The following is a 9,573-nucleotide window of genomic DNA, read 5'->3' on the forward strand; positions in this document are numbered from 1 at the left end:
ACCGTTAGTAGAACAAGATAAAAGCCTGAAGCAATGTAACTATCTTCAGGCTTTTATCTAGCTATAATCGCTACTTTATCCAACTTGGTGACTTTATTTCATCAAAGCACACTTCTAAAATCCTTTAAACATAGCATTCAGGATAGCAATTATAAAAATGATAAAAACAATAATTGCCGCCTCTTTTAAGCTGCTATTTTTCTCTTCATCATTCTCTTGTTTTATTTTTCTATACAATCTTTGTACTTTTTTTTGTTTTTGAACTTTATCTTCTGGTTTCATATCACCTTTCTACCGCCCAACTAGCTTAATAAGAATTTTATAATAAACACTGTTGTATTTGAGATAAATTCAAAATCCCATTCTTTCATATATTCGAGTCTATCCCGTATTAATTTTTTATTTAATATTTTGATTCCTTGTACTCTCACCTAGTATGGATAAGAATGTTATTTTCATAGGTGCAAATCCCCCATACCTGTTGAACTCTTGCACCTGTTAGTTGAAAATGGTCTATTTTTTCTGACTATCCTTTATTGTTTTTATCATCGCTAAAAAAATTATAATTACAAAAATAATAGAGAAAAAAATCACCATAAACACAGTAACCCACTCCTCTCCAGTATTTCTAAATTATACCATATTTAGAATTAGTTTGGTGATTCTTCTCTTCAACTAACCTGCTTACGTTAGTGCAATAAAAATAGGGATCGCCGCAGCCATCCCAATCTGTAACTCTTGCACCCGTTACTTTAATAAGCCTTTAATTAATTTCTTTCCCATTTATCTTTAAAAATAAGATGTTCTAAAGAACGCCTTTTTTCCCAATTAGCTAATTCTAAAATAGGTTTATCTGGATAATCATTAGTATAACCAATAGAGATAAGAGCAATAGGATCAATATGTGGTGGTATTTCTAAAATGTCTCGGATATCATTCTTCTTATAAAAACTTATCCACCCCATCGCAAGTCCTTCAGCACAAGCTGCTAACCACATATTTTGAATAGCACATGCTGTTGATAAAATGTCTGTTTCAGGAATTGAATTTCGTCCTAATACATGTGAACCTCCTCTTGAAGGGTCACATGTTACACAAATAGTTATAGGAGCTTCTTTTAATCCTTCAACTTTTAAACCAAGGAACTTCGTTTCCTTTTCCCCATCATAATGAATAGCTAATGCTTGTCTTTCCTTATCTGCTGCCCAAGCTAATTTTTCTTTAACTTCATCAGAGGAAATTAAAATAAAGTTCCAAGGTTGCATAAATCCTACTGAAGGGGCATGATGGGCTGCATTTAATATTTTATGTATCATGTTTTCTGGGATAGGCGTTGACAAAAAGCTTCGAATATCTCTCCTGTTATAAATTACTTTATAAATAGAATCTCTTTCTTCATTAGTAAACATAAAATTTATCACCCTCTACTTTACTTAAATATCTATTTTAATCTTATATCATTTTTTACTATCCTGCTTACGTTAGTGAAAAAAGAAAAAGAGCCACAGCAGCGACCCCTTTGTTCAACTCAAGCACCCGTTAGTTTAAGTGAAATATTTCACAAACATTATAAATGAGCTAAATGAATAGTTAAAAATACAATAGGAGGAATCATTAATGATGGCAGAAGATTTAAGGTATTAAATTTCTTAATGCCCAAAATATTTAAACCAGATGCTAATATCAATATGCCTCCTACAATAGTCACTTCATTTAAAAGATCATTATTTATGGAATTCTCCATTAAAATAGCAATTAAATAAATGGAACCTTGCCATACAAATAACACAATTCCTGCAACAGCTATCCCAATACCAAATGTGGATGCTAAAACAATCGAAGTAATTCCATCCAACATACCATTTGCAAGCAGATACGTATAATCTCCCCTTAACGCAGCTTCTACAGGACCTATCATAGATAACGTTCCAATACAGAACAATAAGATAGCAGTCGATAACCCTTCTGCTAAATTACCCTTAGAATATTTATTAACTATAGCATTAAATTTTGATTCCAAATTCAGTCTTTGACCGAGTATTCCCCCTACGGCTAAACTTGCAATAAAAAGTACCGGATATTTGCTTGAAGGTAAATGTTGTACTAGTGCATTTATTCCTAATCCCATAGCTACTAACCCCATAGCCTGCATTAGAATATTATGATATTCATCTTTTATTCCCTTTTTAAAGATGCTTCCGATAATGCTCCCGACTATTATCATCATTGTATTAAAAATTGTTCCAAACATAATCATTCCTCCTTTTAAATATTGTTCTTACCCAAAAATATAGACCCTCCTGTAAGGGGAGGGTCAACACTTTATCGGTATCTGTATTTCTGTCAGGTAGTCTTCTTTACTTCCGGAAATATAATGGTCAATTATTGTTCTTTCAATGGAGTCTCCGATAACTTGGAAACCATTATTTTGAATAAAATTCAGTACGGTTCTATAATGTTCGGGGGAATTGTTATGATTTCCGTTATAATAAATACAAGCGTACTTGCCTTCCGGAAAAGTTGTCACTAAAGGATTTTGAATATCATCATCCTCGACTAAAATAAATATTGAGTTATATTCATTGAACTTGTGTTTTAATATATTATTAATACTTATCGTAAGACCTACTCCCCCAATAAATATAGAAGAACTCATATTGGACAGACTCTCTAATCGTCTCAGGGAAACTTCCAGCTCTGGTTCTGAACTGATTTTTTCCATTAACCTTACTATCCTTCTCTCTTTCCTTTCCTTTATGAAAGGAACTTCCAATTCCTTAACTTCTCGTGCTAATTTAATGTCCTTAATTCGATTTTGGAACCTGCGGTTAATTCGTTCCAGTTCTTTGATCTTTTCTTCAGTTAATCTTTTCTGTTCCTCTAAGAGGTACAGAAAACCATCGATATCCCTGTGATCCAGATGTCCCTTGATTTCCTTTAATGAAAATCCTAATTCCTTTAAATAATTAATAGTATTCAATTGCTCAAATTGTTCCGTTGAATAGTATCTATAACCGTTGTTTATATCCGTATGTATAGGTTTTAATAAATTAATTTCATCATAATATCTAAGGGTTTTTATGGTTGTATTATGGAGTTTAGCCATTTCTCCAATTGAAAATCTATTCTTCATTTTAATCTTCCTTAAAAAAGTTTATATTATCACTATAATACTCGATTATGTGATGTTAAACTAACCTGCTTCGTTAGCATAATAAGAAAAAGCTGCCACTTAGACAGCACTGGTTTTTCGTTAAATCAAATGTCAGTTCAATAAAAATAGTTGGGAATCTTAAAAAGAACAAACAGGCTAATCCCATTTGCTCTTTTTTCATATTATCGATTAGCCTATTTAACCCATTTAGCACCTATTTTGTGCGTTTACCTTGATCTTAACATCCGCTTCCACATCCAATGCTATATCGCCGTTTTGCACTACTGGTACATTTGTTAAAACGGTTTTTCCCGACATAAATAGCAGGATAAGTGGAAAAATCCCCCGATAAGACAAATGTTCATTTTTAAAATAATGTCATGTGCAAAATTAACTAATATTAATTAATGAGTCACAAGAACCATCTCTAACAGCAGCCACCATAACCATGATGAAATGGATAGCCGCCATATCCATGATGGAATGGATAGCCACCATATCCATGATGGAATGGATAGCCACCATAACCATGATGGAATGGGTGACCACCATAACCCATGCCATAACCAGGATAACCTCCATAGCCCATACCGCTTCCAAAGAAATCTCTTTCCATTTTATATCTCCTCCTCAAATTGTTTCAAAAATAGTGTATGTGTCCATTTTTAAAGAGGAATAGATATTTGCCTATTTGTAAGTGTCTTCTTGGCTGTTATTTTATCTCCACAACCTCACACAATTTAATTATGGAGGTGATTTTTATGCCAGAACAAGGTCATATACCACCAAGAATATCTGATAATTATGTTGTCGGCACTCCTTATTTAGATACAAGTGAGGACTCTTCAACACAGGCTACATGAAGTTTTTACAGACCAAATTCAATATTTAATCATGGTATGGAAATAGTAAGCAATTCAGTCGCAAACCATGAAGGACTGAGCAATAGAATTTAGGTATTTTTGCATTATATAATCCTGCGGTATTGGATATTTTTTCTACTTTTTAGGCATCAGCTTAGCTGGTGTCCTTTTTTTATTTTAATGATCTTTGATAGTACACAATATGGGTCTAATACGAATTAAAAATATGATACAAATGACCATTTTAGCAGAAGACAAACCCCTATCTAGTCTATAGCTCATAAGATATAAAAAATTATTAAGAGAGTGGCGATGTTTAAATGTACTCAATCACTACTGGAATACACGGTGCAACTTATCATGGATTCCCTCCTCCAATTTACGGTGCTTGGAATCAAATATTTCTTGGTTCATATCCTCATCATTTTCATATTGGAGGGATCAATTACCCTATAAAACCAAGACCTCATAGTATACCCTATTCTTTTCCATATTCGGGACCAAATGTCCCTTTTAGGTTTTAGCCACAAAATAATGCGGTGTTAATTCTTCCTTATGTTCGCATAATAATGTAAAATCATTTGTTTATTCGTTCCTTTATTACGCAATAGGGGTCAAATGCGACATAAAAGAGCAATGGATTTGCCGCTCTCTTCTTCAATTAAACTGCCCTGTTAGCCATCCATGCAGCTGAAAAATCGTTGCTGCACCACAGAGAATGAAAGTAGGATTTTTGTGGTCATACTGATATTGGCGACATGAGGTTTAATTTACGGCTCAGTTTTAAAAAATATAAATTGCTGGGTCTACTAGGAGATACCCCTTTTTTCAATGAAGTTCCTAAACCATCCTTTCTAGAAAGACGAGGTTCAAGGCTGTCAAGCACGGATTTTGTTTGGACCCATTTTGTGCAATAAAATTGATTTTTTCTGATGTATTTTAGCTAAAAACTTATGAAACAGAATTAATGGTGTTCTCATTACAAACCAAAAAAATAATTCTTTGAAAATTCTGTGTTTGTCCATTACCTTTTAAAACAAGCTATCATAATATAAAGTAATCCTTTAAGTTAAATAACCATTTACAGTACCTCTTTCTAACTAAAGCGTCATTTAGACGCTTTTTTTCGTGTTTATCATCCCGTTTTTGTCACCCTTTAGGTCAAATGCGACATTAATGAGTCACTTTGCTTGTTCAACTAAACTGCCAGTTAGCTCAACAAGCAAAAAGATCGCCGCAGCGATCCCCGTCTTTAACTCTTGCACCCTATAGTTTAAGTACAATTCTTCACATTATGATTTTTCTCTTTTTTTGTTTCTTGGACCTTTTGGTTACTAAGGACAAAACTAATAATTGCTGCAATGCTACAAACATATGGCAGGAAAGAATAACCCCAATTAGATATGACATAACCACCCATGATTGAACCAATGGTAATACCAATATACAAAGCCGTATTATTCCACGCCATAACAATTCCTCGTTCCCTGGGATATTCGACTGTTAATCGTGCTTGGTATGATGTAAATCCTGCATACCCAACCAAAGCCCATATCAACAGAAAGAAATAAATCCAATCCCCAGATGAGAAGAATATTCCTAAACAAACGAGAATAAGGGTCAATAAAATTAGCGTAGCTTTAGAAATCTTCTTTTCTCCAAACCTGTCTGTGAATTGTCCACTTATAAGACTTCCTAAAACAGCACCAATACCATAAAAAGTAACAGCTAATGCGATTTCTGATGATGTGAATCTATTTTCGGAATAAAGAGCCGCACCTAAGTAAACATAAAGAGCATACATTGAAATCGCCCAAGTGGTGGTAACACTTACAGAACCAAGTATTCTTGGCAGGTTTCCTTCTAATAGATTTCTTGTTACATTCCTTCCAGGAACATATTTCCACGCTTTGAAATTTACTGCCGCCAATAAAGTCCCTATAATAGCCATTACAACAAATACTGAACGCCAACCAAGAAAATGCTCTAGTAACGTACCGATTGGTGCTCCTGCCCAAAGAGCTGTTAAATGTCCTGAAACAACAATAGAAAGCCAAGTTCCTCTCCGATTTGATGGTGCAATATCCCCGATAATGGCATAAATTAAAGGAGTGATTGCAGCAACCGCCAAACCAGCTAAAATACGACTAATGATTAACCAGGTAAAAGAAGGTGAAAAAGCAGTTAAGGCATTAGAAAAGGAAAATAACAGTAACCCAAATGTAATAAAAATCCCTCTTCCATTTTTATCTGAAGCCCAACCAAAGAAAGGTGCTGCAATAGCATATGTTACAGCAAAAACAGTTACCATCCATCCTGTCATCGCTGAACTAACACTATACGCTTCCGAAATGAACGGTAGTAACGGAGTTACTACAAATAAATCTGTACCCATTAGAAACAAAGTTATCCAACCAACACCTAAACTGACTTTCCCTTGCAAGCCCATTACATCCCCCATTTACAATTATTATTATATGTATATTTTTTAGGGTCGTAATTGTTCAAGTAAACTGCTCCGTTTGTTCAATAAGAAAAGGAGGTACCGCAGCTACCTCCGTTGTTAAGTTAAAGCACCCTTTAATTTAATAAGCAACACTTCGAAAATACGGGATTATTTTAGTATACTCTCCAATTTGTCCTTCACTAGCACCCATTCTTGGTCGATTACAGAGTAAAACACAGAGTCTCTTAAATAACCGTCAGGCATAACCATATGATTCCGAAGCACTCCTTCTTTTACCGCACCCAGCCGTTCAATTGCCTGCTGAGACCGCACATTTCGACTATCTGTTTTTAACTGAACACGAATTGTCCCAAGTGTCTCAAAGCAGTGTTTCAAAAGAAGATACTTACATTCTGTATTTATTCTAGTTCGCCAAACAGTTGGAGACAGCCATGTCCAACCAATTTCCAAGTTACGGTTTGGTATGGATATATTAAGAAAACGAGTGCTTCCCACAATTTTCCCCGAATCCTTATCGAAGATAACAAAAGGAAATTCGCTTCCTTGTTCTCTCGCTTGAAGTGCTCCATTCACAAGGTACTTCATATCTTCAATCGATTGAACCTTCATCGGCATGTGTGTCCATATATCTGGATTGTTTCCCGCATCAAATAATTCCTGTACGTGATAATCCTCCATAGGTTGTATCTTTACTCTATCTCCTATTAATACTACTGGTGTTATCTCCATAATTCTTCTCTCCTTTTTTTCTTTGGTATGATTATATAAACAAACTGTCCTGCATTAAAGTGACAGTTTGTTATTTTTTATAAGGGACAGATAAAAGAGGGAGGTTAAGCAACTCATCTTCCACTAATCTGCTTCGTTAGTACAACAAGAAAAAAGCCGCCAAAAATAGCAGCCTTTCTTCATTTTTGTGTTATATGTGTATATAGACGATTTGTTTACTCACCTACTAGTCCATCACCATCCCGATCGTCCATATATTTATAGAGCCATGAATCACGCGTAATTGGCATTTTAAAGCCAGCAGCTTTGGCTTCAGCGATCGTAACACTTCCATTATGATTGGTATCCACCTTACTAACATCTTCATTACTACTTACCGTTTCGTTTGTTGGTACATTGTCTGTTTTCGCTGGGGTATTGCTCGTACCTGTCGTTTCCCCTAAATTTTTGTTCACTTCATCTGGGTTAACATTGTCAAATTCATCTGTAATGGTTCTGCCCTGAATTTTGTAAGTGAATTTATAATGGTTAGGAATTTGAGTCTTAGTATTTGGATATTGAATCACTGCTACGAAATCTGTACAACCTCCTGCGTCTCGAATCACTTTTTCCATATAGGCTTGATCGCCGTGCCTATTGAGAATGCTGTCTTGAGGTGTAATGTTATATGCGTTAGATACTCCCCCAAGTGAGTCAGCAATCACATGCCCTTCATCTAATTCTTGACTCTCTGTACCGGGAACCTTTGCTTCATCAGAATAGTATCTCCCAGACGATAAAACATGTTCAGTATTCGGATTTTGGAGTATTATATTTTTTGCTTCAACACGAATTAGCTGTCCGTATTCATTTGTAAAAGCCCAATATTCCCTGTCGCCATACCCGACATCAACTCTTACATTCGGCTTTCTAGAACCTGACATATCTCCGCCATCTACTACAATTAGTGTATATTTATTGTAGTCAAAGTCACCATTAACACTTGTTATCGTTGGTGTACTAGTGGCAGGAACGCTTGGACTGACTCCGCTTTCACTTTTCGTTTTTTCTGCCTTTTCTTTAGCCTCAGCTACACCCTGTTCCTTTTTTTCCCTTCTATCTTTGTTTCAGCATTTTCCTCTTTGCCAGTTGTTTCATTTGATGAACAGGCTACAAGGAAAATTAATAAAAACGCCATAAATATGTAGGTTAATTTCTTCATGAATTATCCCCTTTTTGTAAATCTTAGAAATACCAATACTATTATACTGCTAAAACACTTCAAAAAACGAAGAAATAATAATTTAAAAAGGATTCCAATCTAAAGCTAAAATCCTTATAATCTTAACTCCAACAAATTTTATTCCCATATGATTATCCTTAATGTTATTAACCTAGTTTTGCCTTTAGCTTAATAAGAACCGCCGTTTCAATTTTGTAAAACCAGTCAATAATTCCTGAAAAAAGAATTTTTTGGGGAGAGATGAACATGTTATTATCTCAAGCATGGGAAACGTATGAATCTGATAAACGCATTGAAGGCTTTTCGCCGCAAACATTAAAAGCATATAAACTACAGTCCATCTTACTTATTCGCTTTTTTAATGATGTTCAAATTGATAAGATCACTACAGAACAATTAAAAGCTTATTTAGCAAAATCAAGTGAAAGTCTTAAACATTTACGGGAAGCCTGTTGTTCACCAATGGAAAATGCTCTGTTTGAATTCATGTTCTCCACTGGATGCCAAATAGGAGAAGTTGTTACCTTAGATAGAGGTAGAATTAATTGGATGAACCGATCCGCCATTATCAGAGGTAAAGGCGATAAGGAACGGGAAGTCTATTTCAATATCCGTTGCGAAATTTGGTTAAAGCGATACCTAGATAATCGTGAAGACCGGGACACTGCTATTTTTGTCACGGAACGTGATCCTCATCGAATGAGCATTGCCCAGATGCGATACATTATTAAACGGATTTCAAACCGTGCCAGCATTAACAAAGGCATTCATCCGCACCAACTAAGGCACAGCTATGCAACCCACTTATTGAATAATGGAGCACCTCTAGATGTTATTCAAAGCCTATTAGGTCATGAAAAAAGTGAAACCACCCGGATATATGCCCAGTTAAGCGGAAGCATCAGGCAGCAATTATATATGAAGTATTTTTAAAAATAAATAAAGCAGCGCATCTCGAATGCGTTGCTTTATTTCACTCTTGCACCCGTTAGTGGAATAAGACCCTTTCCAAAAATGAAATTATGAAAATACTCAACCCATAAGCCGTAATTGACTTGTGTAGATTATTTCACTTATTTTCAATTACAACCCATCATCGCTTAATCAATCCCGACAGGTCTACTTCTAATACTTTATC

8 protein-coding genes and 1 pseudogene are annotated in these 9,573 nt (G+C 35.1%); 1 reads left to right on the top strand and 8 read right to left on the bottom strand.

Annotated features, from left to right (window positions below; genetic code table 11):
• Nucleotides 1-114 precede the first annotated feature (114 nt).
• From ACSU6B_RS28400 to ACSU6B_RS28435, 8 genes and pseudogenes are all read right to left on the bottom strand, one after another.
• Nucleotides 115-282: a hypothetical protein gene (locus ACSU6B_RS28400; RefSeq protein WP_410889780.1), complete on the bottom strand. Its 168-nt coding sequence runs from the start codon at nt 280-282 to the stop codon at nt 115-117.
• A gap of 485 nt (nt 283-767) precedes the next feature.
• On the bottom strand, nt 768-1,409 hold the full coding sequence (gene bluB, locus ACSU6B_RS28405) for a 5,6-dimethylbenzimidazole synthase (RefSeq protein ID WP_410889782.1): 642 nt from the start codon (nt 1,407-1,409) through the stop codon (nt 768-770).
• Nucleotides 1,410-1,567: 158 nt separating this feature from the next.
• The gene (locus ACSU6B_RS28410) at nt 1,568-2,251 is read right to left on the bottom strand and encodes a DUF554 domain-containing protein (RefSeq protein ID WP_168243423.1); all 684 of its coding nucleotides are present in this window, start codon (nt 2,249-2,251) and stop codon (nt 1,568-1,570) included.
• A gap of 63 nt (nt 2,252-2,314) precedes the next feature.
• Nucleotides 2,315-3,133 carry a MerR family transcriptional regulator gene (locus ACSU6B_RS28415; RefSeq protein WP_168243422.1) on the bottom strand — a complete coding sequence of 273 codons (819 nt, stop codon included), beginning with the start codon at nt 3,131-3,133 and terminating at the stop codon, nt 2,315-2,317.
• A 448-nt stretch (nt 3,134-3,581) separates the two neighbouring features.
• Complete coding sequence (locus ACSU6B_RS28420; RefSeq protein ID WP_410889785.1) at nt 3,582-3,770, bottom strand: hypothetical protein; 189 nt, start codon at nt 3,768-3,770, stop codon at nt 3,582-3,584.
• 1,520 nt (nt 3,771-5,290) lie between these two features.
• The gene (locus ACSU6B_RS28425) at nt 5,291-6,466 is read right to left on the bottom strand and encodes an MFS transporter (protein WP_410889787.1); all 1,176 of its coding nucleotides are present in this window, start codon (nt 6,464-6,466) and stop codon (nt 5,291-5,293) included.
• Between the two features lie 165 nt (nt 6,467-6,631).
• Nucleotides 6,632-7,213: a GNAT family N-acetyltransferase gene (locus ACSU6B_RS28430; protein WP_410889788.1), complete on the bottom strand. Its 582-nt coding sequence runs from the start codon at nt 7,211-7,213 to the stop codon at nt 6,632-6,634.
• 215 nt (nt 7,214-7,428) lie between these two features.
• Nucleotides 7,429-8,414 (bottom strand): annotated as a pseudogene (locus ACSU6B_RS28435) (DNA/RNA non-specific endonuclease).
• A 267-nt stretch (nt 8,415-8,681) separates the two neighbouring features.
• Between ACSU6B_RS28435 and ACSU6B_RS28440 the strand changes: the two are divergent.
• Nucleotides 8,682-9,368 carry a tyrosine-type recombinase/integrase gene (locus ACSU6B_RS28440; RefSeq protein ID WP_410889790.1) on the top strand — a complete coding sequence of 229 codons (687 nt, stop codon included), beginning with the start codon at nt 8,682-8,684 and terminating at the stop codon, nt 9,366-9,368.
• Nucleotides 9,369-9,573: the final 205 nt, after the last annotated feature.

This window comes from Neobacillus sp. C211 (genome assembly GCF_051842875.1).
Classification (GTDB): domain Bacteria; phylum Bacillota; class Bacilli; order Bacillales; family Cytobacillaceae; genus Neobacillus.